At 33.7% G+C, this 23,808-nt stretch carries 26 protein-coding genes and 2 tRNA genes; 11 read left to right on the forward strand and 17 right to left on the reverse strand.

Features of this window, described 5'->3' with window-relative positions; genetic code table 11:
- Positions 1-64: 64 nt before the first annotated feature.
- From CJF42_RS10665 to truC, 6 genes are all read right to left on the reverse strand, one after another.
- A tRNA-Asp gene (locus tag CJF42_RS10665) sits at positions 65-141 on the reverse strand.
- Positions 142-173: 32 nt separating this feature from the next.
- Positions 174-250, reverse strand: a tRNA-Asp gene (locus CJF42_RS10670).
- Between the two features lie 98 nt (positions 251-348).
- Positions 349-1,734, reverse strand: coding sequence for a TIGR03503 family protein (locus tag CJF42_RS10675; protein WP_095366675.1), 1,386 nt, complete (start codon positions 1,732-1,734; stop codon positions 349-351).
- A 130-nt stretch (positions 1,735-1,864) separates the two neighbouring features.
- Complete coding sequence (dnaQ, locus tag CJF42_RS10680) at positions 1,865-2,560, reverse strand: DNA polymerase III subunit epsilon (RefSeq protein WP_095366676.1); 696 nt, start codon at positions 2,558-2,560, stop codon at positions 1,865-1,867.
- Between the two features lie 547 nt (positions 2,561-3,107).
- A complete protein-coding gene (locus tag CJF42_RS10685; RefSeq protein ID WP_095366677.1) occupies positions 3,108-3,551 on the reverse strand; it encodes a flavodoxin domain-containing protein in 444 nt (147 codons plus the stop codon).
- Positions 3,552-3,555: 4 nt separating this feature from the next.
- Positions 3,556-4,350: a tRNA pseudouridine(65) synthase TruC gene (gene truC, locus CJF42_RS10690; RefSeq protein ID WP_095366678.1), complete on the reverse strand. Its 795-nt coding sequence runs from the start codon at positions 4,348-4,350 to the stop codon at positions 3,556-3,558.
- A gap of 114 nt (positions 4,351-4,464) precedes the next feature.
- On the opposite strand from truC, the gene CJF42_RS10695 reads away from it, so the two are divergent.
- Positions 4,465-5,493, forward strand: a complete 1,029-nt coding sequence (locus CJF42_RS10695; protein ID WP_095366679.1) for a DUF3549 family protein — start codon at positions 4,465-4,467, stop codon at positions 5,491-5,493.
- A gap of 33 nt (positions 5,494-5,526) precedes the next feature.
- The gene (locus CJF42_RS10700) at positions 5,527-5,826 is read left to right on the forward strand and encodes a DUF3301 domain-containing protein (RefSeq protein ID WP_095366680.1); all 300 of its coding nucleotides are present in this window, start codon (positions 5,527-5,529) and stop codon (positions 5,824-5,826) included.
- Positions 5,827-6,780: 954 nt separating this feature from the next.
- Here the strand turns inward: CJF42_RS10700 and CJF42_RS10705 are convergent.
- A complete protein-coding gene (locus CJF42_RS10705; RefSeq protein ID WP_095366681.1) occupies positions 6,781-7,440 on the reverse strand; it encodes a GNAT family N-acetyltransferase in 660 nt (219 codons plus the stop codon).
- 67 nt (positions 7,441-7,507) lie between these two features.
- Here CJF42_RS10705 and CJF42_RS10710 point away from each other — a divergent pair, with 67 nt between their 5' ends.
- On the forward strand, positions 7,508-7,738 hold the full coding sequence (locus CJF42_RS10710) for a DUF2789 domain-containing protein (RefSeq protein ID WP_095366682.1): 231 nt from the start codon (positions 7,508-7,510) through the stop codon (positions 7,736-7,738).
- A 63-nt stretch (positions 7,739-7,801) separates the two neighbouring features.
- On the opposite strand, the gene CJF42_RS10715 is transcribed toward CJF42_RS10710, so the two are convergent.
- Positions 7,802-8,170 (reverse strand): DUF3192 domain-containing protein, encoded by a 369-nt coding sequence (locus tag CJF42_RS10715; RefSeq protein ID WP_095366683.1) that lies wholly within the window; start codon positions 8,168-8,170, stop codon positions 7,802-7,804.
- A gap of 177 nt (positions 8,171-8,347) precedes the next feature.
- Here CJF42_RS10715 and CJF42_RS10720 point away from each other — a divergent pair, with 177 nt between their 5' ends.
- Entirely contained in the window at positions 8,348-8,635 is a 288-nt protein-coding gene (locus CJF42_RS10720) for a hypothetical protein (protein ID WP_095366684.1), read from the forward strand.
- Positions 8,636-9,409 (forward strand): Zn-ribbon-containing protein, encoded by a 774-nt coding sequence (locus tag CJF42_RS10725; RefSeq protein ID WP_095366685.1) that lies wholly within the window; start codon positions 8,636-8,638, stop codon positions 9,407-9,409. It abuts the gene before it with no gap.
- A 59-nt stretch (positions 9,410-9,468) separates the two neighbouring features.
- Here the strand turns inward: CJF42_RS10725 and CJF42_RS10730 are convergent, their stop codons facing one another.
- The gene (locus CJF42_RS10730) at positions 9,469-9,813 is read right to left on the reverse strand and encodes an Hpt domain-containing protein (RefSeq protein ID WP_095366686.1); all 345 of its coding nucleotides are present in this window, start codon (positions 9,811-9,813) and stop codon (positions 9,469-9,471) included.
- Between the two features lie 165 nt (positions 9,814-9,978).
- Between CJF42_RS10730 and CJF42_RS10735 the strand changes: the two genes are divergently transcribed.
- Positions 9,979-10,536, forward strand: coding sequence for a tRNA-uridine aminocarboxypropyltransferase (locus CJF42_RS10735; protein WP_095366687.1), 558 nt, complete (start codon positions 9,979-9,981; stop codon positions 10,534-10,536).
- Between the two features lie 2 nt (positions 10,537-10,538).
- On the opposite strand, the gene CJF42_RS10740 is transcribed toward CJF42_RS10735, so the two are convergent.
- The 3 genes from CJF42_RS10740 to apbC all read right to left on the reverse strand — a co-directional run bounded on the left by CJF42_RS10740 (position 10,539) and on the right by apbC (position 13,101).
- Positions 10,539-10,859, reverse strand: coding sequence for a hypothetical protein (locus tag CJF42_RS10740; RefSeq protein WP_095366688.1), 321 nt, complete (start codon positions 10,857-10,859; stop codon positions 10,539-10,541).
- Between the two features lie 461 nt (positions 10,860-11,320).
- Positions 11,321-11,908 (reverse strand): dCTP deaminase, encoded by a 588-nt coding sequence (gene dcd, locus CJF42_RS10745; RefSeq protein ID WP_095366689.1) that lies wholly within the window; start codon positions 11,906-11,908, stop codon positions 11,321-11,323.
- Positions 11,909-11,970: 62 nt separating this feature from the next.
- Positions 11,971-13,101: an iron-sulfur cluster carrier protein ApbC gene (apbC, locus tag CJF42_RS10750; RefSeq protein ID WP_095366690.1), complete on the reverse strand. Its 1,131-nt coding sequence runs from the start codon at positions 13,099-13,101 to the stop codon at positions 11,971-11,973.
- Positions 13,102-13,245: 144 nt separating this feature from the next.
- On the opposite strand from apbC, the gene metG reads away from it, so the two are divergent.
- Together metG and CJF42_RS10760 are read left to right on the forward strand one after the other, a co-directional pair.
- Positions 13,246-15,273, forward strand: a complete 2,028-nt coding sequence (gene metG / locus CJF42_RS10755) for a methionine--tRNA ligase (RefSeq protein ID WP_095366691.1) — start codon at positions 13,246-13,248, stop codon at positions 15,271-15,273.
- Between the two features lie 325 nt (positions 15,274-15,598).
- A complete protein-coding gene (locus tag CJF42_RS10760) occupies positions 15,599-17,176 on the forward strand; it encodes a hypothetical protein (RefSeq protein ID WP_095366692.1) in 1,578 nt (525 codons plus the stop codon).
- On the opposite strand, the gene CJF42_RS10765 is transcribed toward CJF42_RS10760, so the two are convergent.
- Positions 17,173-17,691, reverse strand: a complete 519-nt coding sequence (locus CJF42_RS10765) for a sugar O-acetyltransferase (RefSeq protein ID WP_095366693.1) — start codon at positions 17,689-17,691, stop codon at positions 17,173-17,175. The two genes, CJF42_RS10760 and CJF42_RS10765, sit on opposite strands and share 4 nt — an antisense overlap.
- A gap of 288 nt (positions 17,692-17,979) precedes the next feature.
- On the opposite strand from CJF42_RS10765, the gene CJF42_RS27430 reads away from it, so the two are divergent.
- Positions 17,980-18,159, forward strand: coding sequence for a hypothetical protein (locus tag CJF42_RS27430; protein ID WP_170940573.1), 180 nt, complete (start codon positions 17,980-17,982; stop codon positions 18,157-18,159).
- Positions 18,160-18,328: 169 nt separating this feature from the next.
- Here CJF42_RS27430 and CJF42_RS27435 read toward each other — a convergent pair whose 3' ends face one another.
- The 3 genes from CJF42_RS27435 to CJF42_RS10780 all read right to left on the reverse strand — a co-directional run bounded on the left by CJF42_RS27435 (position 18,329) and on the right by CJF42_RS10780 (position 20,410).
- Complete coding sequence (locus CJF42_RS27435) at positions 18,329-18,478, reverse strand: hypothetical protein (protein ID WP_170940574.1); 150 nt, start codon at positions 18,476-18,478, stop codon at positions 18,329-18,331.
- A gap of 257 nt (positions 18,479-18,735) precedes the next feature.
- Positions 18,736-19,350, reverse strand: a complete 615-nt coding sequence (gene grpE / locus CJF42_RS10775; protein ID WP_095366694.1) for a nucleotide exchange factor GrpE — start codon at positions 19,348-19,350, stop codon at positions 18,736-18,738.
- Between the two features lie 109 nt (positions 19,351-19,459).
- On the reverse strand, positions 19,460-20,410 hold the full coding sequence (locus CJF42_RS10780; RefSeq protein ID WP_095366695.1) for an HrcA family transcriptional regulator: 951 nt from the start codon (positions 20,408-20,410) through the stop codon (positions 19,460-19,462).
- Positions 20,411-20,516: 106 nt separating this feature from the next.
- Between CJF42_RS10780 and nadK the strand changes: the two genes are divergently transcribed.
- Positions 20,517-21,398 carry an NAD(+) kinase gene (nadK, locus tag CJF42_RS10785; protein WP_095366696.1) on the forward strand — a complete coding sequence of 294 codons (882 nt, stop codon included), beginning with the start codon at positions 20,517-20,519 and terminating at the stop codon, positions 21,396-21,398.
- 79 nt (positions 21,399-21,477) lie between these two features.
- Positions 21,478-22,008 (forward strand): hypothetical protein, encoded by a 531-nt coding sequence (locus CJF42_RS10790; RefSeq protein ID WP_095366697.1) that lies wholly within the window; start codon positions 21,478-21,480, stop codon positions 22,006-22,008.
- Between the two features lie 384 nt (positions 22,009-22,392).
- Here CJF42_RS10790 and CJF42_RS10795 read toward each other — a convergent pair whose 3' ends face one another.
- The gene (locus CJF42_RS10795; RefSeq protein ID WP_095366698.1) at positions 22,393-23,808 is read right to left on the reverse strand and encodes a glutamate synthase small subunit GltD family protein; all 1,416 of its coding nucleotides are present in this window, start codon (positions 23,806-23,808) and stop codon (positions 22,393-22,395) included.

The following is a 23,808-nucleotide window of genomic DNA, read 5'->3' on the forward strand; positions in this document are numbered from 1 at the left end:
CAACTGAACTACCACTCCGCAAAGGAATAAAACAAATGCCTATCGGCGATATAACAATAAATGTTGGCGGAGTGGACGGGACTCGAACCCGCGACCCCCGGCGTGACAGGCCGGTATTCTAACCAACTGAACTACCACTCCAGCTTATTATTTATCTGTTACAGTACAAATATTGGCGGAGTGGACGGGACTCGAACCCGCGACCCCCGGCGTGACAGGCCGGTATTCTAACCAACTGAACTACCACTCCGCTAATTTGCTTGCCGACTTGGTCTCCCTTGTCGGCGGCGTGAATAATACGAATGAGGCCCTATAGAGTCAACTATTATTTTCAATTTTCTGCAATTTTTAGTCATCTGAGATAGAAAGGTTTAAAATTTCATCGTTATCGTTTGATTTACGACCACTTTTAGATTTTTCATTTGAATCATCAAAACTAGGCTCCTCCTCCACTACACTTTTTTTACTTTTAAATTTGAAATTAAATTTAAACAAAGGCTTATTTTGTACTACTAATCTAAAAAATAACCCACCAATAATTAAAATCACTAAATTGCCGATCAAAATGATAGTTATTAATTTACCTGTTTTTATCTCTGGTTCTTTTTGTTGCTCTAATAATGCATTATTTGTCTTATCTAACGCTATATCATTCTCAGAATTTGGAGTTGTTTGATTTTTTTGTTCGACATCTTCAATTGGTGGATCAATTCTAAAAGTATAATTATCTATATCTATCATGAATTCTCTGCCATTCACACTTGTGCCAAATGCCGAGAACTCTACAGAGTAATTACCCCAATCATAGTTGATTAATGAGATTGTTCTGTTTGCAGTTTCATTTGCGGGAATTGAAAATGCTTGCTCTTCATTATTTGGGTAATAAATTTTACCTTGAAACAAAATTGTTTTTGGATCTACTTTAGTTTCATCAATTTTTATTTTCAATACGTGTTCAGGTTCTGCTGCTTCAGCTAATGTTAATGTATAGTCAAAAGGCGCCTCTTCTAACATAACAGGTTCATGTACTAAACGTCTTTCAACTAAAGGGGTGATTAAATAAAATTCAGGTCGCCACTGACCACTTGCAAAATTCAGTTTAAATTCGCCAGTAAATACAGCATCTCCTGGGTATTCATCAAATCCTTTACCATCATCTTTAAACTCAGCAACACGAACCGTTTCTGCACCAAAGTTATTAAGTTCACTATTGTTAGTACTGACAAAATCGACATCAAGTGTCACAACGTCTCTGAAATGGCCTGAAGTAATTGGTTGTCCACCATTAGTTAACTTACCTATTAGCTTAATTGTTTCTCCTTTAAACATAAGTTCAGGTAAAGGGTCTACTTGAAGTTCTATTTCACTTAATACCAGTATTTTGCTTTCTGGTAGGATATCACCCACTGCTTGCCATGGCCCTGGCATAGGTTTTTTTATTTTAATAATGTCGTAGGTTAAATCATCATACCATTCAATTTCACCTGTGACCCCTTGAGTGGCATACATTTTACTGCCATCAGGGCGAATTAAGATAACAGGTGAAGACCCCCTTTTCCTAAAAAAGAGTAAAGTAATCTCATCAACTTTATGATCTATTCGAAAGCGATTGTTTAGTAATTTAACTTCATTTTCATCCGCATCTCTTTGTATTACCTTTAATGCCTTATCTGTTTCAACAGCAAGTACAAATGGGCTAATTAAACTTACTAATAAACAAATTGTCGCTTTCATACTCACTTCCTTATAGGCGTCATAGACATTTACTTGCCTTTTCACATTATCAGATTTCTTTAATACTCAAACCTTAATTGACACCATATATTTAACTTTCTATTTATGTACTTAGTTTAGACTTAGATTATTATTGACGCCAAAGACAACTATCCCCTACAACATCTAGCCTAGATTCATGTTCTGTTAATTCAGCTGCTGTAGCCATCAGTACTTTTAATGGTACTCTATCGGCAACCAGACGAATGATCTCGCCCTCTTTATCCATTTTAGCGCCTTCCATACCATAATTTATATTTACCTGACCACCGGTCATCGTTAAATAAACATCGGCTAAGATTTCAGAATCCAGTAATGCCCCGTGCATAGTGCGCTTTGAGTTATTGATATCATATCGACGACATAAGGCATCTAAGTTATTCTTTTGTCCTGGGTGTAAATCTCGGGCCATTTTAAGTGTATCGAGTATTTTGCAATATTCAGCCGTTTTTGGGTAACGGGTATTTAACATTGCAAATTCATGATCCATAAAACCCACATCGAACGCGGCGTTGTGGATCACAAGCTCTGAACCTTTTATATAATCAAAGAACTCTTGCGCAATTTGATGATAACGAGGTTTATTTCGTAAAAACTCACTTGTAATACCATGAACGTCAATCGCTTCATCTTCAATTGGGCGATCAGGGTTTACATAAACGTGAAAGTTATTACCCGTTAAACGTCTATTGATAAGTTCTACACAACCAATTTCGATAATCCTATGTCCTTGTTTTGGATCTATGCCTGTTGTTTCTGTATCGAGAACTATTTGTCTGTGATCCATATCGCCTATTACTTAACTCTATTATTTTACAACTTATAAGTATTCTATACCCAAACACGCTTAATATGCGAATTTCAGTGTCGTTAAACTAGAATATCTTCAAATAAAAGTTAATTATTAAAACTTCAAAAATAATAGGTCTCAATTGCAAAAAATATAGAGATATATCTAATACCAATACGAGTAAGTTAGTGATCAAATTTTAATAAGGATAAATTTTCAAGAACAAGGCGCTTGATTGAGTAATAGCAGGCGATTGGAATTGAAAGCAACGATGTTATTGGAATATTTAGTTTATATAAAAATCTCGGCCGCAAGCCCCCGAGATTTACGCTTCGCTAGTTAAATAAGTTGGAACGCAGATATTAAACGCCAATGAAATGCCTACTATAAAAGGCTAGTTTAAAAACGGTTTATATCGCGTTATTGAATTTAACAAGGGAGTGACCATTCCCAGTTATCAATACCTTGCCTAAATCATTTTTCAATTCCAACTGAAACTCGTATTTTGAAGGAGCTTGGGTATAAACTCCCACTTTAACAATATTTAAAGTGTTTTTAAAAAACATTCTAACCATATTAAAGCCGGTTTATCTGGTTCAAAATCTTCACACGCATCAACTTCTAACTTATCAATGCATGGTTTAGCTTGTAGCTCTTGTAATAAAACATCTATTTTTTTTCCTGCACCACAAAATGTATCGTCATAACTACTGTCGCCAAGTGTTATAATACCGTACGGAATATCTGTTAACAGAGGAAATTGATTCGTTAATTCCAAATATAAAGCCTCCAGTTCAGCAGGGATATCGCCTGCTCCTGTAGTCGATGTCACAAATAGTAAGTGAGTTGCATTTTTTACGTCATTGACTGTTCCAGGTAAAAAAACCTGAGCTTGATGATTGTTTGACTTTATTTCTTCTGCCAAGGTAAAAGCGAGTTCTTCTGCTCCCCCATAAACTGAACCAACAAAAATACTAACTTGTGTCATATCATTATCCTTTTTGGTGATAAGCTTCTTCTGAATCTGACCAACCTAATTGTTTAAAAATTGATAATACTTCTTCTCCTAAGCGAGCTTCAATATTTATTTGCACATTTGTATAGGGGTGTTTAAAGCTGAAGTTTGTAGCAAATAACATTAAGCGTCTTAACTTGAAGTGGTCTCTAAAAAAGTGATTATGACGATTATCTCCATGATTTACATCACCAATTATAGGATGAGTTAAATGATTTAAGTGTCTTCTGATCTGGTGCTTACGCCCTGTTCGAGGGAAACATTCAACTAATGAATAACGAATACTTGGATATTTCCCAAAAGGAATAGCTAAACTCGCTTGTTTTAGGCATTTAAAGTCAGTGACTGCACTTTGAGCAGGTTTATCTTGATTGGCATATTTATCAGCTATTTTATCTAGCTGTTCTTTTAAAGGTTTATCTAATAATCTTTGCTCAGGGGCAAAACCTCTAACCAGTGCTAAGTACCTTTTTTGTATTTGATGAGCAATAAATACTTCATTCATCTTTCGAGCTGATGCTGAACATAAAGCAAATAAAAGTACTCCTGATGTCGGTCTATCTAACCTATGCACAGGGTAAACATGTTGGCCAATCTGATCTCTGAGCATTTGCATAGCAAATTGTGTTTCATGTTTATCTAAAAATGATCTGTGCACTAATAATCCAGTAGGTTTATCAATTGCCACATAATATTCATCTTGATACAAAATAGTTAGCTCTGGTGCGGTTAACGCCTCTTGTATTTCATCTGTGTTTATTACTTCACTCATTTTAACTACTTTCAGTTATGCTCTTAGTATGATCTGGCATGATTATAACAAGTTATTGGCACGATTAAGCAAACTCTTTATAATCGCATCAATTTATATTTTTAAGGTTAACTAATGGATAGTAATATATCAACATTGGCAAATTTATTAGATGCAGCTGGTACGCAATGGCGAGTCTATGATATTGGTCGCCGTATCACTAAAATTAATAAAGAAACTTTTTCAAAAATTGAAGATGCCCAAATCCCTTACCCTAGTCCATTACAAAAACACGCATTGATAGCCATTTTATTTTGGGATAAAAAACAAACTGAAGAGCCATACATTTGGTTTTTAAAACTTCCATTAGATGAAGAAAGTAAACTTATACAAGCAAGTAGAGATCATTTTGCAAGCATGGTTTTAGAAGCCTTAGGTACTCAAATAACCAGCCAACAAGACGTCCAACAGCTTAATAACAACCCTTATGTATTCACACCAAATGCCAATAAGCGCGCAGCATTTAATGCATTAATGAAAGTAGAAACAAATAAACCTGCTTCTATTTATTATGAATCAACTCAACTTTATTTTAGTGGTAAATTAGGATTTAAAGACTGGAAATCTCTTTCATTACAAGGTATTGCAGACTTTTCTTTTCGACTTGATAAAACCGAGAACGTAACAAATTTAATCAATTCTTTTGCATACTTACCAGTAGAAGTATGCACACCCCTTGCGTCTATGTTAGAAAATATTGAAATTCCAACCTCACTTACTGAAAAACTAATTGAGCTGACCCATAACGCAATTAAAAATAAAGATGTACCTGCATTAGTAAACTACTTGAGGTGTTTATCTCATACTAAAGCACAGACCTTATTAAACGATGTAATTGATACAATTTTAAGTTCAGAATTAGCATGTAACCTAGATATTATTTTGACAATTACAGGCCGTGCTTGGGCAAGCTTGAGTGAACTGAAGCGTTTGCACCAATTTATGGATACCGTTGCGTATATAGAAGACTATCCGGAGTTATTTTCAGGTATTTTTGCTGATTTAGTTGCTATTCCAACTATTCGCCCTCAGTTATTAGCATTATTGAGAGTTGATAATCGTAGTGATGCATTAGCACGTGCAATTGGTAAGCTTTTTTCATAAATCAGACAAGTAAACATATATAGGATTTATTTTATGGCGTCACTTTGGTTAATTATTGCAGTTTCGGCAGTTATTTATTTTTTTTGGTTAAACCGAAAAATAGCTGAGGCAGCACAAACTCATGCAAAAAATCAGGCTGAAAAACTTCAGGTTCAATTATTAGACGTTGCCTGTAAAAAGCAAAGATTAGGTTTATTACGCTCCGGAAAACCGGGCTTAAAAAGCATTTTTATTTTTGATTTTTCAAGTGATGGCCAAAGTCGTTATCAAGCTGAATTGACTATGGAAGATATTAAACTTGTGAATGTATTCGTACCGCCTCATAAAATATAAAATCAATTTTTTCTACAAAAAGAACTAAGGCGAAGCTTAATGCTACGCCCCAATTTTATTTTTCCATTCACCTTGAGCGATTACCTTACCTTTAAATATCCATATAAAGATTTTATCCATAAAACCTAACTAAGTCATCCTGACTCTATTCCTTGCCTCATCCTGAGGTGTCCAAACCTTCCCTGCCTATCCTTGATCTATTGAGTCTTCCTAACTCATCCTAATTGCATCATGCAAATGTCCATAACATCCTGTTTAGTGCTAACTCATTTAACACTGAGTGCGTCCTTAAATCCCTTTCCTGTTATCCTTTTGACATCTTCCTGACATCTGTCTTAGTTCCATTCCATGACTGTGGTTAATCCAATTAACCGAGTATTAAATCATTTAATAATGTACCTTCCTGAGTATCTTTATCCCTTTCCTTTATATCCCTTTGACATCTTCCTGATATCTGTCTTAATTCCATTCTATGACAAGTGAGTCATTTCCTATGACCTTAGTGCTTCCTACAAGACTTATATTAAGTGAAATATGAAATAAAATTAGATAAAAATAACGATTTTATTTTTACATTTTTATTGTAATAAACACTATTACAATAAATATCAATAAGTTATAGTGTAAATTTAACTTTAAATAACAGGAACAAACGTTCTGACTTACATTAATGTAGGATATATCTCACACTAAAACTTCCCTTATGCTGACCATTAACGATTTTATTGGATTCCTTCATTTTCTTAAAGTTACGACATTGGGTTCAGCGAGACTAGTTTTCGATAAGTTCCGGTCATAAAACATCAGTAAAAGAAGAAAAAATCAGCTAAAAATCATCCTCCCTCTAAAACAGGAACTAATTCACATAAAAAAACCGATGATTTATGATCATCGGGTTCTGATATTATTTTATAAAAAAGCAAACTAATTTTGTTTAACTGATCAGTATTATTATCAAATACTCGCTTTTAATTTAAATAACAGATCACCACTAATATTACAAAATTCAAGTTTTTTTATCGATTTAAAACCGTCAGTTATAAATAAAGGTTTTAAATCATCACGGGTAATATATACTGCTAAGCCTAAAGTATCATCATCAGTATTAATAAGATCATCTAGTGCCCTTAATAAAAAACTACCAACCCCTTGTTTTTGCATACCCGGCGCTACGGCTATAAAAGCTAAAAAGTGATAATAATCATATTCATCTAGCGCTTGTCTAATAGTATTTTCTTTTTCTATTAGTTGTTGTGTTGTCAGGTAGCCAGCACTTAACATGAGTTTCAACCTCCAATGCCACATTCTTTGTGCTTTTATTTTACTATCTGATTTAAAAACGCAAGCGACAGCTTTTAAAGCCCCTTCTTTAAACAAACCCACTAAAGGTTCATGCCTTTGCCAAAAACAATTTAGTTCTTCACGGATCAATGCTCTTAACTTTTTTTCATATGCAAATGAAGAGCTTTTAGATGAATTCAATATTTCCATTAATAGCGGGTCATCGTGATATGCTTGATATAGTAAACTCGCAGCGAGGTTTAAATCCTCTGCTGTTAAATATATCGCTTTTAATGCTTCATTTGGTTTATTCGATGCTATTGTTGTGTCCATATTTATTCCATTGTTATTATTATGTTCTATATTTATATAGAAGCTAATTTCACAATTGGGAAATAAAATGGATACAAATTTGCACAATTTAATAAATTTATTTGCACAACTTGGTTTAGATAACTCTAAAGCTGGCATTGATTCATTTATTGCAGAACATCAGCTAGCGAGTGCGATTCATATTAATGAGGCGCCATTTTGGACTAAAGGTCAAGCGAGCTTTTTAACTGAGTCTTTAGCGGAAGATGGTGATTGGAGTGAAGTAATAGATCAATTTGATGCTTTGCTGAGAAATTAACAAGCCAGTGATATCAAGATTAATTCAGTAATAATAAATCTTGATATCTGATAATTATATTGCTTATAAATGATTTGAAATACTTACACCATCACCTATAACAACTAATTTACTATCTTTAAACTTTAAAAAATGACATTCATCTTTTGTTGTTTTGCTATCAGAATCAGTTCTATGCGTGCGATAAAATAATACTTGTGTATGTTCTGAGTTTTTATTATACACTTCATAAAAGTCAGGGGTGCCTAGCTTAGCTTTAATTAACTCAATAGATTGACCTAATTCTAAATTACTTATCATGGCTCTATTGCTATCTTGCCTTACTTCCCAGCTATCTTGTGAATAGTGATCCGCAGCACCATCTACTGCAATTACACAGCCAGTTAACGCTAAAGGAGATACTAGAAGTAATGCAGTTAATATTTTTTTCATTTTATTTTATCCAATAAATAGTTTAATTCTGGAAATAATTAATCAATTTTCAAGCCAATATTTAACAGATTGTTTTTAAAGGATATATTTTATTAACTTTAAAAACGGCTAGTTATATCATTATGTTCACGCTAAAATTTAGCTAATTTAACCAATTTAGCTTTAAAGAGTGCCTTTATGGAACAATTTGTTATTGAAGCAATAAAAAAAATACTCGTGCAAGACAAAGTGCCTTCTGTCGCTTTAATAAAGGGCCACTTAAGCCAATCGGTACCTATGCCTATTATTATTTCAGTTTTAGGTAGATATAAAAGTGACCCTGATAATTTCAAAATTGATGAAAAACAATCAAATATACAAAAAGTAAAAGAAAATTCATCTCAATCTCAGCTAGATAGAATTGAAAACAAGTTAGATCAGCTTTTAACTTTATTACAAGACTCAAAAAAAATAGGTAATACATAAATGTTTGTTGTTGATTTAACTTTTGATTGTTACCAAGATACGACTTTAGAGGCTGCTGAAAAGGCCATTATACGTTTAGTAAATGCCTTACGTTTTAATGGTCAAATTATTGGTGAAGAGTTTCCTACAGTGTTAAAAGATGGTTACTTTCTTACACGTGTTATGTGTCCAGAGCAAGATTCATTGCATCCACTTTATCATAGCCCTTTTGTAAAAAGCAGTTTAGAAAAACTCAATGAGGTAGGTTTATTACAGCCAAAAACAAAAGTAATAGGTCAAGATATCCATGCTAATGGTGCTGATACGTGCTCTGAATCAAGTTGCTATATTATATACACAACTTATGTTCATACATGCAGTCCTATATATTGTGGTGATGACTTTATGCCTGTGCCTTTATATAAAATTCCAGCTATCGCAAATGGTGATTATAAAGCGCTTATAAAATGGCAAGAAGACTGGCAAGCATGTGATCAAATTCAAATCAATGGCGCTACACGCTGTGAATTTTCTGCTATAAAAGAATTAGCTGAGATTGACAGTGATTTATACCGTCGAGGACAAACATTAAGAAAACGTATCAGTGAATTAACTAAAAAACCTGTTTTTTATTATTTATATCGCGTGGGCGGCTTAAATAAAGTTTCTGAACAAAAAAGACAATGCCCGAGTTGTAATGGTGATTGGCGCCTAATAAAACCTTTATTCGGCTTGTTTGACTTTAAATGTGATGGTTGCGGTTTAGTTTCAAATATTTCATGGGATCATCAATAAATCACTTTTCATATCATTTTTGCCTACATATTATACTTGTAGGCATATATTTATGTATTTTACGAGTTAATTCTCCATATATCTATTTCTTTTTTTGTTTTATCTATAAATGTTTGCAGTAAAGCCGCATAAGTTAATGCTTCGTCTAAATTTCCTTTATTAAGCGAATGCTCTACATTTTTAGCCATTTCAGCTAATGATAATGCACCAAATTGTGTTGCATTAGATTTTAAACTATGAGCATGCCTTATTGCGCTTTCATTATCATTATTAATTGTTTGCTTTAACTCTTGATTTAGACGATCGAATTCGTTGTAGCAAAAATCCAAAGTATCATTAAAATGTTCACCTAATAAAGATTTCATGCCTAAAAGGGCATCCTCATCAATAACCATATCTTCCATAAAAACCTCATATCTGTTTAGTATATTAAAATTACCAAAACAAATTTATTCTAAATAACAGTGTAAACTCTGATCTGTTAAAAACCAAAATAAAATCCATTGTTAGTTTTATTTTAGCAGTTTAAAATATCTCTATTATTAAATAACCTATAAGTTAAAATTTATATGTCTAGACCCATTTGTAAAAGATGTCATTATCCAATAAAAACATGTGTTTGCAATGCCGTGTCAAAAGTTAATTGCCAAACTAAAATTTATGTCATGCAGCATCCTAGTGAACTAAAAGCGGCCAAAAATACAGTTAGACTGGCACAATTATGTTTACCTAGTATAGAAGTTTTTATTGGTGAAGAGCCTGATGACTTTAAATCTATAAAAAACCTCCCACCTGAAAATACTTTTTTATTATATCCTGATGATAATGCTGTGAACATTGAAACTCTCGCTCAGAAAGATAAACAACAGATCAATTTAATTATCTTAGATGGTACGTGGAAAAAAGCATATAAATTGAAAATGAAAAATCCATGGCTGACACATTTTAAAACTCTAAGCTTTGCTAACCTACCTGAAAATCAATATATAATAAGAAAATCAAAAAGATCTGATAGCCTTTCATCATTAGAAGCGATGGCTTATAGCTTAGAAGTACTAGAAAATATTGATACTCAAGCTTTATATAATGTACTGAACAAAATGATGACCAATTTTATTAAAAATTGAATTCACCCTGTTTGTTTATAACGCTGTAACCACTGAAAGTAATCCGCAAAAGGCATAGGTTTGCCAAAATAATATCCCTGAGCGATTTCACAGCCATATTGTTTTAGTATGTTTGCTATGTTTTCATTTTCAACACATCCCTCTAGTGTTGCATTTACTAAAAATGCATATTGCTCAATTAAATCACTCGGAATTTCATCGTATAAAATAACAGCTAAAGATTCATCGTTAAATCGGGATATATGGTTTGGTCTACTATTATCTTTATTATCTATACTTGCTAAATCTAAACCTGACAATTGTACATTTAACTGTTTTGCCACTGCAGTTAAATAATCATTTTCATGTCGAATTCCAAAGCTTGAACGGGCATCAGTAAGTAGTTGGTTTTATAATTCTTAAAGTGTGCTTTTTTTATCTTCTTGTAATTGTGCTAATTGTTTTTGTAAAACTAAACGGTTAGGTAATCCAATGACAGGATCGTGAGTGGAACAGTAAATTTGTTTTAATTCTTTTTCTATAACGCTCAGAAAAAGCGAAAGAAATTAATTAAATTTGAATTGATTCTACTGGAGGTAATGATGAAATATCGGTATCAGCATAACTAGGCAGGCTAAAAAATAATAAAAAACTGATAAGATAAAAACAGCCGTCTTTGTAAGATCATACTCGTACCCATAAAAACATCCTTGATACAAGTATGGAGCTTTATAAAAATGTGCCATGTAAAACATGAGAAAAAGTGAAATTTTTTATAACGCTTATATATTAAAATTTTATAGCGCTATGATTCATCATCACTGATCCTGCTAGCTACAGCTCCTCTCTGATCTTTATATTTAGCATCTTTACGTGCATTGTAAGGTTTTTCTGCTGGGCTAGACATAGTTTCAAAACTCAATGCACCAATTTTCATTTTAGGCCTTAGCGCTAAAGGTAATTTTCCTGAGTTATAAAACTCTAAAACAATATTGCCTGACCAACCAGGATCTATTCTATGAGCGGTAACATGTACCATAAGGCCTAAACGCGCTAAAGAAGAGCGACCATCTAGCCAACCAACGATATCCGATGGCAAGGTAACCGATTCAAAGGTCATTGCTAGAGCAAGTTCACCTGGATGCAAATAAAAAGCTTCATCATCATTAATGATAATTTCATCACTCATAATTGCTTCCATTGATTTATTGACTTCATATTTAGGTCCACTTAAATCAATGTAAGGCATCGCATGTTCTTTAAAAACTCTAAATTTATTACCAAGCCTTAAATCAACTGTAATGCCTGAAATCATATCTTCAGTCGGTTTGGGTGTAATTTTAATATGTTTTGTTTGTAAACTTTCTTTGATATGAAGATCTGATAATCTCATTACTAATTTTAGCCTTTTATTTTGAAAACAACCCGTTAGATCATTTAATTAATTATTAAAATTTAATCATCTGTAATAATGATTTCAACGTTGCTCTTATTTACGTGATGATAATATAACTGGCTTGCCACTAATCTTGCTGCTTGTCGATAATGTTCACTAATATCTAATGTTGATTCAGCAGCAATCATTTTACCTTGTTCGCCATACTCTCGAATAGCCAATTGTAAGGGGATCTCTGCTAATAAAGGTACGCCATACCTATGTGCCATTTTCTTACCACCATCTTGACCAAATATATGACTCGTTTGTCCACAATGAGTACAAATAAAATGACTCATATTCTCAATTAAGCCCAATATTGGCACATTTACTTTTTCAAACATTGCAATGCCTTTTTGTGCATCAGCTAAAGCAAGATCTTGTGGTGTTGTTATGATAATAGCACCACTCGTAGGGACTTTTTGCGACATTGTTAATTGAATATCACCAGTACCAGGCGGCATATCTACAATAAGATAATCCAATTCTCCCCAGTCAGTCTCATTTAATAACTGACTTAAAGCACCTGAAGCCATAGGACCACGCCAAACCATTGCACTTTCAGCTGGTACTAAAAATCCTATTGATTGGGATTTTATGCCATCTTTAACGAAAGGTAACATGGTTTTTTTATCTTTCGCCTGAGGTTTTTCACCTTCAAGGCCTAATAAAATAGGAATGGAAGGCCCATATATATCAGCATCTAAAATCCCCACCTTTGCCCCTTCACATTTCAATGAAACAGCTAAATTAACAGCTGTAGTCGATTTACCTACCCCCCCTTTTCCTGATGCAACTAAAACAATGTGTTTAATGTGATGGATTTTTGCAGGTTCTTTCAATTTGCACGTTAAAGTTAATTCAACTTTTACAGCTAACTTTTCAATTAAAAAACTTTCTAAGCGGCCTTTTTCTCCAGTTGCAGGAAAGTTCAATTCTAATGTTAATTTTATAGCATCTAAAAAATCATTTCTTCTTTGGAGGTTCAACTCGACTATTGAGCTGCAATCAAGCAGACCAATCGGGAATACATCACTACGATAATCTTCAAGGGATTTTTCCAAAAAAACTTCGAAGTCACATTCTTGTGGTGTTTTTTTATGCTTTTTTTGCGATTTTGAATGATTAAATAACTTATTTAAACTAAACATGATGAGAAATTCGAGTTTCTGTAATGAAAAATGCTGTTAAATTATGTAACATTCACGGTATTAAAACCAGTCTGTGCTTAAAATACTTATAAATTACATTTTTAAGTATAAAAGCAAATTAAATAACATACGGTAAAAAAACTTATGGCACCTAGAAAAATCCTCATCACAAGCGCGCTTCCTTACGCGAATGGCCCGACTCATCTTGGCCATATGCTGGAATATATCCAGACTGATATTTGGTCTCGCTTCCAAAAGCTTAGAGGCCATGAAGCATATTATGTTTGTGCTGATGATGCTCACGGTACGCCAATCATGCTAAACGCTCAAAAACAAGGCATTACACCTGAAGAAATGGTTGCTGCTGTTAGTTTTGAAAGACAAAGAGACTTTGCTGATTTTAATATCAAATTTGATAATTATCACAGTACACACTCTGAAGAAAACAAAGAACTTAGCTCTTTAATTTACACGCGATTAAATGATGCTGGTTTCATAAAGAAGCGTACTATTGAGCAATTATTTGATCCTGAAAAATCTATTTTCTTACCTGATAGATTTGTAACAGGGACTTGCCCTAGTTGTGATTCAGTAGATCAAAATGGTGATAGCTGTGATTCATGTGGTGCTACCTATAGCCCTACGGAGCTAAAACACCCTAAATCAGTTATGTCAGGTGCTACTCCTGTACTTAAAGATTCAGAGCACTTCTTCTTTGATTTGCCTGCATTTGAAGGCATGTTAAAAGAATGGTTGTATTCTGGTTCTATACAAGAAGAAATGGCGAATAAACTACAAGAGTGGTTTACTGATGGATTACAACAATGGGATATTAGCCGAGATGCACCTTATTTTGGTTTCGAGATCCCAGATGAACCAGGTAAATACTTTTATGTTTGGTTAGATGCGCCAATTGGTTACATGGCAAGTTTTAAAAATCTATGTGATAAATCAGATCTTAATTTCGAAGAGTTTTGGGATGAAAATTCAAAAGCAGAGTTATATCACTTCATTGGTAAAGATATTATTTATTTCCATAGCTTATTTTGGCCTGCAATGCTTGATGGCGCTAAATTTCGTAAACCAACAAATGTATTTGCCCATGGCTTTGTAACGGTTAATGGCGCAAAGATGTCAAAATCTAAAGGCACATTTATTAAAGCCCGTACTTATTTAGAACACTTAAATCCTGAGTACTTACGCTATTATTTCGCCGCTAAGCTTAATTCTGGCATTACAGATTTTGACTTAAATTTAGAAGACTTTGCACAACGTGTAAATTCAGATCTCGTTGGTAAAGTTGTCAATATCGCAAGTCGTTGTGCTGGATTCATAACTAAGAAGTTCGATGGCAAGTTAAGCGATACAATAATGGATCAAGCATTATTTACAGAGTTCCAAGATGCGTCAGAATCAATTGCAAATAGCTATGAAAATAGAGAATTTGGTCGCGCTATTAGAGAAGTAATGGCATTAGCCGATAAAGCGAATCAGTTTATAGATACAAATGCGCCTTGGGTATTAATTAAGAATGAAAATACACAAGAACAAGCACATCAAGTGTGTTCTTTAGGTATCAACTTATTCCGCTTATTAATGGTTTACTTAAAACCTGTCCTACCAGAAATGGCAAAAAACGTTGAAGCTTTCTTAAATGAAAAGTTAACTTGGAAAAGTGCTAAAACACAATTAACAGGACATGAAATCACTAAATTCAAAGCATTAATGCAACGTGTTGAAATGGATAAAGTGAATGCTATGTTAGATGATTCAAAAGAAAGTCTTGAAGCTGTTCCAAAAACAATAATAGACCCTAACAGTCCTTTAGCAAAAGACCCTATTACTAATGAGATTGAATTTGATGACTTTGCAAAAATAGATTTACGTGTTGCTTTAATTGCTAAAGCTGAGCATGTCAAAGGTGCAGATAAACTGCTGAAATTAACACTCGATTTAGGCGGTGAAACACGTCAAGTTTTTGCTGGTATCAAATCTGCCTATCAGCCAGAGGATATTGAAGGTAAGCTAACTGTTATGGTAGCAAACCTAAAACCTCGTAAAATGCGCTTTGGAATGTCTGAAGGAATGGTATTAGCAGCTGGTCCTGGAGGGAAGGAAATTTACATCCTAAACCCTGACGAGGGTTCTCATCCTGGCATGCGAGTAATGTAAACTCATATAACTTTATTTATACTTTTAGGCACAGTTATAACATTAGTAACGGTGCCTAATACATTTTTACTAATACCATTGTCTGAGTTCCCTTCATTCACTTTAATAGCTTTTAAATATTATTAATATTTACTCTGTAAAATAAATCTAAATCAGATAGTATAGGATCATAAAATTGGGGTAAGTTATTGTATTAAAAATTAAAATGAATTATCAATGTAGTTAATTCATGATTTTAAGTGTTCTAAACTACATTAGACCTTATATTCTATTTAGTTATACAATAAAGCTTGATTCTAAAGTAGAAAAAAAACATAGGACTATCATGTCAGCTCATTACGCACAAATAAAAAAAATATGTGATGCACTTTCTGATACTAAGGAAGGATTATCTTTAGATCGCATTTTTGAACAAACCCAATTACCTAAATCTGAAGTAATCATTCACTATAAAAAATGGCGAAATGAAGCTGCTAATGATTCAGCTCAAATCAATCTTAATCCCAATGTCAATAAACAAACTTTTAGTAATGAGTTTTTAGATGCATTTAAAACTGAAGTAACTAGTCAGGCTGAAACTTTAAATAAAACGACAAAACAACAATTAGAATTTTCTTTAGAAATTGAACGAAATACGGCTTCAAGTCTGCAAGAGTCAGAAAATAGAGTTAGACAATTAACGCAACAAATCTCTAAGTTAGATACAAATATAAATCAGCAAAAATTAAAATATCATAACGAAATTAATGATTTACAAAAAACATTAAAAACAACTACTATTGAGCTTACAGATAGCTACGAAAATAAAATTACACAGCTAGATGAATCTAATAAAAAAAGCATTAACGAGCTGACTAAAAATTTCGAAGTTAAAATAGAACAATTAAACCAAGAAATTGAAACAATCTCTTTAGCCTCAAAAGATTTTGAAAATGAGGTCGCATCAAATAAACATATTCATAATGAACAAATATCAGACTTAGAAAATCGTTTTAAAATTCAAGTTGAACAACAGACTTTAGCACATAAAAATGAGTCAATTTCTTTAGTCGAGATCTATGAAAAAAAACTAGCTGCACTGACCCAAAGTTTTGAAATTAAATTAAATGAAATAAACCAGAAGCATAGTTTATCAACTCAATCACTAACTCATGATTATGAATCAAAAATTACAGAGTTAACACAAGACAAAGAATCTCATATAGCACAAGCAAAAGAGTCTTATGCAACTGAAATTTATCAACTAAAAAATGAAGTAAAAAGTAAAGCTAACTTACTAACAACAACTCACAACTGTTTAAATGAAACACAAATTGAAAACGATAAATTACGATCTCAGTCATCCGACTTCCAAAAAGACTTAAAACTAAAAACAGTAAGACTAGATGATGCACTAGAGGCTAAAACATTACTACAGACAGCACTAAAAAAAACAGAAGATAGAGTTTATGATTTAAAAGAAAAAAATACATCTGCTAATGAGTATAATCAAAGTTTAAATGATACGTTAAAAGCCCAAAAGGAAACCGTAGAAAAAGCACAGAAATTATCCGAAGCCGCAAAAACAGCCTTGAAAAACATGAAACAAGAAAACCAAAAGTTAATTGAACAAATGAATTTTATCAGAAATAATTCAACATCTACTCTAGAAAGGTTAACTAACAAATCTGAGCAAGCAATAAACAAAATTAAAAGCTTAGAAGAAAAATTGATTAGTGAACAAACTGTGGGTTATCAGGCTAAATCTGAAAATGAAAGATTAATGGAGCAGCTTGATTTTATAAAACAAAATTCAAGCACTACATTTGAAAGGCTAACCAGAAGTGCAGAACAAGCCATGGCTAAGGTAAGGCTCTTAGAAAAAGAAAATTCTGACTTAAAAGACAATTTAACTGCTACCTAAAGTGATTTCACTTTGACTGCAGGGTTACCCAGATAGAGACTATCAGGATCAACATCTTTACTAACCACACTACCGGCACCTATTACACTATTATCTCCAATTGTCACACCAGGCAGAATAATAACACCTGCAGCAACCCAGACATTTTTTCCTATCTGAATATTTGTTGCATAATTATACTTATTTAATCTTTCTTGTGGGTTAACATCATGTGATACCGTCAGTATTTGTACATTTGGACCAATAAGCGTATCTTGACCTATATTTACCTCTGCTCCATCTAATATCGTACAATTAATATTGATAAAAACACGATCGCCTAAAAATATTCCATCTGCATAATCACAATGAAAACCAGATTCTATAAATACATCTTGACCACATGAACCAAAAATAGACTTCAACCGTTTTAGGTTGCCCTTACTAGGGCTCTTACTAAATAAACGACAAACTTCGTGTACTTGCTTTCTTGTTTGAAGACGCTCAGGAGATAAACTATCAAAACGCTTTTTCATTTATATATTCCCAAATCAAAGGACGCTAATTAAATCATGAATAAAGCTAAGAGCAAAATATTTATCTCACTTTATCTATAATAGGTAAACCTATGTCACTTTACTGATGGTATCATTGTAACTTCGCTTTGGCCTATACCCAAACCACTTCAAGATGCAGGATTCAGTTGGAATTAGAAATACTTTAGGCAAGGCATTGATTGAAGAACATGGTTATTCCCTTTTCAAAATCAATAACGCTGCATAAAGTATTTATAAACCAACCTTACAGGGACTTCTGAGCAAATCATGCTCGTTGTTGCCTGCATGGATGTAGGTACTAGAGCAATGCAGGAGCATATTGCCGGTCCATCTTTTTTTAAGGGAGTAACCATTAATGCAAAGATGCGCCTAGATCATGAATTGCTCAGCAGTCCTGAACCTCACATCTTGAAGTGGCTTGGGTATATACTCATCGCTGACGGATGAAAATCAATATAGAGGCTCGGTTGGAGAGTGTTCAATCCATTTATTGAACTATTCGATCAGGAACAACGGGGATACCAAGAAATTTAAACGCACCAGCAAAATCTCTGGGTATTTTGACCCGTGTAACTGGTTGTACTCAATAATGTTTGGTCTGCAATTCAAGTGGCAGTTATTTTAAGTTTACTTCAAAAACCAAGGCAAACACACCTATGGACTGTCCATCTATTCCAGCTGCTCCTTTGGCACTTTTCACCTTTTTGAATTCTTTGTACAAGTTGTCCGTATAAACTGTTATCTTCTGCCTATGTTCTATACCCATGATACCTCAAAATACTTGATTTCAGCGAGAGTTAAACAGGATTTAGGTAAGGCATTAATTGAAGATAATGGTTGATCCCTTATCAAAATTAATAACGCAGTATAAACCCTGTTTAAACTCGCTGAGACAAATCTTCTGAAACATGCATTTTGAAGTAACATGGGTATAGATATTTCCGATTAGCCAGCTTCACAGGACAAATAAAAAAGGTTTAACTTAATAAGTTAAACCTTTTTTATTTAAAGCGACTGAGTTAATTACTCAGCTGCTTTAGAAACCATTACCATAGCAGGACGTAATAAACGACCACTTAAAGTATAGCCTTTTTGCATCACTGCAATAACTGTATTTGGTGCTACATCAGCACTTGGCTGTAATGACATTGCTTGATGAAATTCAGGATTAAAAGTTTCACCTTGAGGATCTACAACTTCAACACCAAATTTCTTAACCGCATCAACAAAGCTTTTTGAAGTCATATCAATGCCTTCGATTAATGGCTTTAATGCTTCATTTTCTTTATCAGCAAATTCAATTGCACGATCTAAATTATCAACAACAGGTAATAACTCATTTACGAATTTTTCTAGTGCGAATTTATGTGCTTTTTCAATATCAAGTGCTGCACGTCTACGCGCATTATCTACTTCGGCGGCGGCACGTACTACGCTATCTTTTTGATTAGCTAGATTTTCATTTTGATTAGCAATCGTTTGTTTAGCTTCTTCTAATTCAGCATATAATACTGCAATTTCAGCTTCAGGGCTTAGCTCTGAAGAAGCTTCTTGCTCTGTCGTTTCAACTTGATCTAATTCTACTACTGCTTCAATGTTTTCTACTTCAGGTGAAGTCTGGTTTGACTGCTCAGACATTAATGTTCTCCGATTGTAATTCTATGTTGCATAATTTGTATACGTACAAAATTTATAATACTAAGATGGGGGTTGAAAGTATAGTTTCAAGTATAATTTAAAAATTATTTTAGTCGTTTAAATCAATATCATCGAATATTGAAAATTCGTTGATCATTGCTTCAATTTCAGCTGAGTTTTCACACAAAATTGTAAAACGACTTTGATAATACTGCTGTGAAAAGTATGGAATACTTAATAAAAATAATCCTTCAAAGCCTTTATAAGGTAAGTCGTCACCACATATTATTGATATACCTTGCTTAAGTGCTAACTTGTCTTCTACATAATTTAATAATGGCGAACCAATTAATGGTTGTTCAGATTGTTTGATATGCTTAAATAAATAACTGTCACCTACGACAATACAATCTTCATCACCTAGCTTTTCGGCTAGTGCACGGGTCCATTGAGCAAGTGAGCCATGACAAAACATAGGTGCTGTATTGGCCATAGCTTGCATTCTTTTTAACCCTTCAGCTAATGTTTGTTGACCAAACACCATATTTAACCAAGCATTAAATTGATTACGTATCTCTTCATTCGCTTCTAATGGTTTTGTAATTTTGATATTTTGACTTTGCCCTTGTCTATCTATCAATAAAATAAGCCAATGGGTTTTATCAAAGTCAAGTACTTCTACACGAAATACATTTTGCGAAATTTTTTGCGGCAAACCAGTAAAAACACATACTTGATATTTTTGACTAATAAAATGAGAGAACTCAATTAAAACATCTTGGCTTGGTTGCCAAAAAGAAGCAACTTCAGATAACGAAAAAAACTCATCGAACCAATATTGATAACCTTTTTTAGTTGGAATGCGACCAGCGGAGGTATGAGGAGAATATATATATCCAAGTTTTTCTAGACGTGCCATTGCATTCCTTACTGTTGCAGAACACATAGACATACCTTTTTGCTTAACAATTCTCGATGAAGCAATAGCAGAACCTTCACCATCGCAGTAAAGACTCATTATTGCTGTAAATATTTGTTGATCACGGGCACTTAACTTCATATTCAAAGATATGGGGGGAGAGCATTTGATTTCAAGTGGTGTTTTTAACTTAACGTTTCTATATACTTAAAACTCAGTTATAAACCTGCTCATTTGTAGATTAATTATGAAACAAAAATTTAAAAAAATAGGCCTTATTGGAAAACCGAACCATGATGGCGCTAATTCTACCTTACAAAACCTACATTCTTTTCTTTTAGCATTAGGCTGTGATGTTCTTATAGAGCAAAGAGCTGGTCAGCAAATGCCTATAGAACATGCAAAATTAGTTGATTTAGTTGAAATAGGTAAACTATGTGATTTAGCTATTGTTGTTGGCGGTGATGGCAATATGCTAGGCGCAGCAAGAGTACTTTCTCGTTTTGATATCGCTGTTATAGGTGTAAATAGAGGTAATTTAGGCTTTTTAACAGATTTAGATCCTGAATCTTTTCAAGGTGCAGTAGAGCAAGTTATAAGTGGTGAATATCGAGAAGAGAAACGGTTTTTACTTGAAGTTGAAGTTTATCGTCATGAGAAACTAAAAAGCTCAAACTCAGCAGTTAATGAAGCAGTTTTACATGCTGATAAAGTAGCCCATATGATTGAATTCGAAGCATTCATTAATAATGACTTTGTATTTTCTCAAAGATCTGATGGTTTAATAATCTCAACACCAACAGGCTCGACAGCATATTCACTTTCTGGTGGAGGTCCAATTTTAACACCTGATATTAATGCAATGGCTTTAGTACCTATGTTTCCACATACACTATCGAGTAGACCATTAGTAGTAGATGCACAAAGTGAAATTAGATTAAAGTTAAGTTTAAATAATGATGATAATCTACAAGTAAGTTGTGATAGTCATATTGTACTTGCTGTTATGCCTGGTGATGAAATTGTCATTAAAAAGGGAGATTCGCCTCTTAGATTAGTTCATCCGAAAGATTATTCATATTATAATGTTTTAAGAAAAAAGCTTAATTGGGGCAACCCTTTATATTAATAATTTAACTTTATAGTTATTTTAAAAGGGAATTGACTTATTCCCCGGCATTTTACCGTATACCTCATTTGGAATTTTTATGACATATATCGTCTTTTTTACCATCGTATTACTCATTGCATTACTAGGGGTCTTTCTTTCAATTGAGAACTCAAAAAAGAAAGCTGAACTATTAAAAAAACAAATATTTGTTGAAAGACAAAACCATGCTGTTTCTCAATTTAAAAATCAAATACCGCAATATATTGAAGCTAAAATTCTCAGACCAAAACACAGCCACAATATACAGGCTATCGCTAGTAATTTTTTTGTTGTACAAGCCCATAATGAAGATAATTTGGCTGTGCTTGAAGCAACATTAGAGAGTTTAACTACAAACTTAAATAGCGAACTTGCTAAAACCAATATAACAGGTGATAAAGAAACCATTACAAATAACATTATTACATTTATAAATGAATTGCCCAAGAACGCACGTGATTTTAATCATGAATTTTATAGTCAAATCATGCCAGCTTTAATTGTCACTCTGCAAACTCCAGACCTATCATTTGAAGAAACGACGGAAGAGAATGAACAAGTCCAATTAGACCAAGTATCAGAAAAATAATAATTAGTGATTTTAGGAAATATACCCAAACCACTTCAAAATACAGAGTTCAGTTGGAGTTAGAAACGCTTTAGGCAAGGCATTAATTGCAGAAAATAGGTTATTCCCTTTTCAAGATCAATAACGCAGCATAAAGCGTTTCTAAACCAACTCTGCGGGGACTTATTAGCAAATCATGCTCCTTGTTGTACAGGGATGTCATAGGTACTATGAATAATACAGGTGTATATTACCGGTCCATCTTCTTTTAAGGGAGCAACCATTAATACAAAGATATGCCTAGTTTATGAGTTGCTTAGTAGTTCTGAAACTCGCATCTTGAAGTGGCTTGGATATATAAAAAGGTTTGATTAATCAAACCTTTTTTGAAGTAATGCAACTATATTATACTTCTAAGTAGTCCATTATGCCCTCGGCTGCATTTCGACCTTCAAATATAGCTGTAACTACTAAATCAGAGCCTCGTACCACATCGCCACCAGCAAATATTTTAGGGTTTGTGGTTTGATGGGTAAATACAGCGCCTTCAGGTGCTTTGATTCTCCCCCATTGATCTAGTTCAACACCCAAAGGCTCTAACCAAGGCATTGCATGTGGTTGGAACCCAAAAGCCATTATCACTGCATCAGCTTCTAATGTATGTTCAGAGCCCGTTACCGTTTCTGCACGCCGACGCCCTTTATTATCAGGTTCACCCAATTGTGTTTTTACCATTTTTATTCCACAGACTTGACCTGATGAGTTGAGTTCAATCCCCAATGGTTGAAGGTTAAACATAAAGTCTACACCTTCTTCTTGCGCATTTTTCACTTCACGTTTTGACCCAGGCATATTTTCCTGATCTCGACGATAAGCACAAATAACTTCAGTTGCATCTTGGCGTATAGAAGTTCTAACACAATCCATCGCAGTATCACCACCACCTAAAACAACAACCTTTTTACCTGCCATATCAACATATTCATCGGTTTTTTTTTCATAACCCATAACGCGATTAGTATTAGATATTAAAAATGGTAAGGCATCATACACTCCCTGTGCATCTTCATTTTCGAGTCCGGCACGTATATTTTTATAAGTGCCAACACCTAAGAAAACAGCATCAAAGTCTTGATCTAATTGTGCCATGCTGATGTCTTGACCAATTTCGACACCTAAACGAAATTCAACACCCATTTCTTCAAATATTTCACGGCGCTTTTGCATAACGCTTTTTTCAAGCTTAAAAGAAGGAATTCCAAACGTTAATAATCCGCCTATTTCAGGATGACGATCATAAACAATCGGTTTCACACCATTTCTAACTAAAATATCAGCACATGCTAAACCGGCTGGACCGGCACCAATTATCGCTACTTTTTTATCACAAAATACCACATGTGACATATCAGGTTTCCAACCCATTTCGAGTGCTGTATCCGTAATATATTTTTCTATATTACCAATAGTAACTGCACCAAAATCTTCATCTATGGTACAAGAACCTTCACATAATCTATCTTGAGGACATACACGTCCGCACACTTCTGGTAGACTATTTGTACGATGTGATAAATCTGCGGCTTCTAAAATACGACCATTTTTAATTAACTTTAACCATTGTGGTATATAGTTGTGAACTGGACATTTCCATTCACAATATGGATTACCACAATCAAGACAACGATCTGCTTGTGAATCGACTTGTTTTTTAGAAAAAGGTTCATAAATCTCAATAAATTTCTTTTTACGTGTTGATATTGGCTTTTTTCGCGGATCGACTCGCTGAACATCAATAAACTGATAAACATTATTTGGCAT

Source organism: Pseudoalteromonas sp. NBT06-2 (genome assembly GCF_002276045.1).
GTDB lineage: Bacteria > Pseudomonadota > Gammaproteobacteria > Enterobacterales > Alteromonadaceae > Pseudoalteromonas.

Excerpts from the sequence above, each read along its gene's own strand:
- CJF42_RS10735 (WP_095366687.1), top strand. The coding sequence starts at position 9,979 with ATGTCTAGACCCATTTGTAAAAGATGTCATTATCCAATAAAAACATGT.
- CJF42_RS10780 (WP_095366695.1), bottom strand. The coding sequence starts at position 20,410 with ATGAAGTTAAGTGCCCGTGATCAACAAATATTTACAGCAATAATGAGT.
- CJF42_RS10675 (WP_095366675.1), bottom strand. The coding sequence starts at position 1,734 with ATGAAAGCGACAATTTGTTTATTAGTAAGTTTAATTAGCCCATTTGTA.
- apbC (WP_095366690.1), bottom strand. The coding sequence starts at position 13,101 with ATGTTTAGTTTAAATAAGTTATTTAATCATTCAAAATCGCAAAAAAAG.
- CJF42_RS10760 (WP_095366692.1), top strand. The coding sequence starts at position 15,599 with ATGTCAGCTCATTACGCACAAATAAAAAAAATATGTGATGCACTTTCT.
- CJF42_RS10715 (WP_095366683.1), bottom strand. The coding sequence starts at position 8,170 with ATGAAAAAAATATTAACTGCATTACTTCTAGTATCTCCTTTAGCGTTA.
- CJF42_RS27435 (WP_170940574.1), bottom strand. The coding sequence starts at position 18,478 with ATGGGTATAGAACATAGGCAGAAGATAACAGTTTATACGGACAACTTG.
- CJF42_RS10710 (WP_095366682.1), top strand. The coding sequence starts at position 7,508 with ATGGATACAAATTTGCACAATTTAATAAATTTATTTGCACAACTTGGT.
- CJF42_RS10685 (WP_095366677.1), bottom strand. The coding sequence starts at position 3,551 with ATGACACAAGTTAGTATTTTTGTTGGTTCAGTTTATGGGGGAGCAGAA.
- CJF42_RS10730 (WP_095366686.1), bottom strand. The coding sequence starts at position 9,813 with ATGGAAGATATGGTTATTGATGAGGATGCCCTTTTAGGCATGAAATCT.
- truC (WP_095366678.1), bottom strand. The coding sequence starts at position 4,350 with ATGAGTGAAGTAATAAACACAGATGAAATACAAGAGGCGTTAACCGCA.
- dnaQ (WP_095366676.1), bottom strand. The coding sequence starts at position 2,560 with ATGGATCACAGACAAATAGTTCTCGATACAGAAACAACAGGCATAGAT.
- metG (WP_095366691.1), top strand. The coding sequence starts at position 13,246 with ATGGCACCTAGAAAAATCCTCATCACAAGCGCGCTTCCTTACGCGAAT.
- CJF42_RS10705 (WP_095366681.1), bottom strand. The coding sequence starts at position 7,440 with ATGGACACAACAATAGCATCGAATAAACCAAATGAAGCATTAAAAGCG.
- CJF42_RS10700 (WP_095366680.1), top strand. The coding sequence starts at position 5,527 with ATGGCGTCACTTTGGTTAATTATTGCAGTTTCGGCAGTTATTTATTTT.
- nadK (WP_095366696.1), top strand. The coding sequence starts at position 20,517 with ATGAAACAAAAATTTAAAAAAATAGGCCTTATTGGAAAACCGAACCAT.
- CJF42_RS10720 (WP_095366684.1), top strand. The coding sequence starts at position 8,348 with ATGGAACAATTTGTTATTGAAGCAATAAAAAAAATACTCGTGCAAGAC.
- dcd (WP_095366689.1), bottom strand. The coding sequence starts at position 11,908 with ATGAGATTATCAGATCTTCATATCAAAGAAAGTTTACAAACAAAACAT.
- CJF42_RS10765 (WP_095366693.1), bottom strand. The coding sequence starts at position 17,691 with ATGAAAAAGCGTTTTGATAGTTTATCTCCTGAGCGTCTTCAAACAAGA.
- CJF42_RS10725 (WP_095366685.1), top strand. The coding sequence starts at position 8,636 with ATGTTTGTTGTTGATTTAACTTTTGATTGTTACCAAGATACGACTTTA.
- CJF42_RS10795 (WP_095366698.1), bottom strand. The coding sequence starts at position 23,808 with ATGCCAAATAATGTTTATCAGTTTATTGATGTTCAGCGAGTCGATCCG.
- CJF42_RS27430 (WP_170940573.1), top strand. The coding sequence starts at position 17,980 with ATGCTCGTTGTTGCCTGCATGGATGTAGGTACTAGAGCAATGCAGGAG.
- CJF42_RS10695 (WP_095366679.1), top strand. The coding sequence starts at position 4,465 with ATGGATAGTAATATATCAACATTGGCAAATTTATTAGATGCAGCTGGT.
- CJF42_RS10790 (WP_095366697.1), top strand. The coding sequence starts at position 21,478 with ATGACATATATCGTCTTTTTTACCATCGTATTACTCATTGCATTACTA.
- grpE (WP_095366694.1), bottom strand. The coding sequence starts at position 19,350 with ATGTCTGAGCAGTCAAACCAGACTTCACCTGAAGTAGAAAACATTGAA.